Genomic DNA, 1,106 nt, shown 5'->3' with positions numbered 1-1,106 from the left:
ACGCGCGATATCATAACAAAACGAAAAGGCAGATGTCAAGAAAAAACCCCAATTCCCATGCCCCTCACTTCGCCGGGCCGGGCAGGCTTCCCGCAAGCTGCCCGCAGGCCGCCATGATGTCCGCCCCGCGTTCCCGCCGCACCTCGAACTCGATCTTCAGCTCGGACAGGGCCGCGCAGAACGCCTTGATCCTCGGCTCGGGGGATCGATGCAGCTCCGGCTTCATCGGGATGGGGTTGAACGGGATCAGGTTGACGTAGGGCTCCAGGCCGTCGAGCAGCGCCGCCATCTCATAGGCGAGCTGCGGGTCGTCGTTGACCCCGTCGATCAGGGCATACTCTATCGTCACCCTCTCCCCCGTCCTCTTTCGGTAAAGATGAAGAGCCTCGACCAGTTTCGACAGGGGGCAGCTCCGGTTGATCGGCATCAGGCGCGAGCGCAGCGCGTCGTTCGGAGCGTGCAGGGACACGGAGAGCCTTATGGGGATCTCGAAGTCCGCCAGGTCGACGATCCCCTGGACGACGCCCGAGGTCGATATCGTGATATGCCGCGCCCCAAGCCCTCGCATCTTGGGATGGTTCAGCATGCGGATGCTCCCGAGAACGCTGTCGGCGTTCAGCAGGGGCTCGCCCATCCCCATGAAGACGATGTTGTTGATTCCCTGCTCGGCGCCGGCGTCCAGCCGACGCCGCTCCATCATGAGGAACTGCCCCAAGATCTCGCCCGGCGTCAGGTTCCGGGTAAAGCCCAGGGAGCCCGTGGCGCAGAACGCGCAGGCGAGCGGACAGCCCACCTGGCTCGAGATGCAGGCCGTCGTGTGGCCTCCATGATTCAGCAGGACGGACTCCACCCGCTCTCCGTCCGTCATCTGCCACAGGTACTTCCGGGTCCCGTCCCGGGACGCCTGCTCCCGGATCAGTACGGGCAGAGGCATGAGAAGGGAACCGCTCAGACGCTCCCGCAGGGACTTCGAAAGGTTGCTCATCTCATGATAGTTGAAGACCTTCCGGCCATAGATCCAGCCGCAGATCTGATCGGCGCGGAACCCCGGCTCCCCCCATTCCGCCATCCGTCCCCGCCATTCCTCGTAGGAGAGGGAAAGGGCG

The 1,106-nt window shown here is 63.9% G+C and carries 1 protein-coding gene; it reads right to left on the bottom strand.

Annotation, left to right across the window (positions count from 1 at the left end; translation table 11 throughout):
- Nucleotides 1-64 precede the first annotated feature (64 nt).
- A partial coding sequence (gene rlmN / locus Q0176_RS02745) for a 23S rRNA (adenine(2503)-C(2))-methyltransferase RlmN (RefSeq protein ID WP_299299025.1) occupies nucleotides 65-1,106 on the bottom strand: 1,042 nt, incomplete at its 5' end.

This window comes from uncultured Fretibacterium sp. (assembly GCF_938040765.1).
Taxonomy (GTDB): domain Bacteria; phylum Synergistota; class Synergistia; order Synergistales; family Aminobacteriaceae; genus CAJPSE01.
The sequence above is the reverse complement of the archived record's forward strand: the minus strand, read 5'-3'. Positions and strand labels throughout refer to the sequence as shown.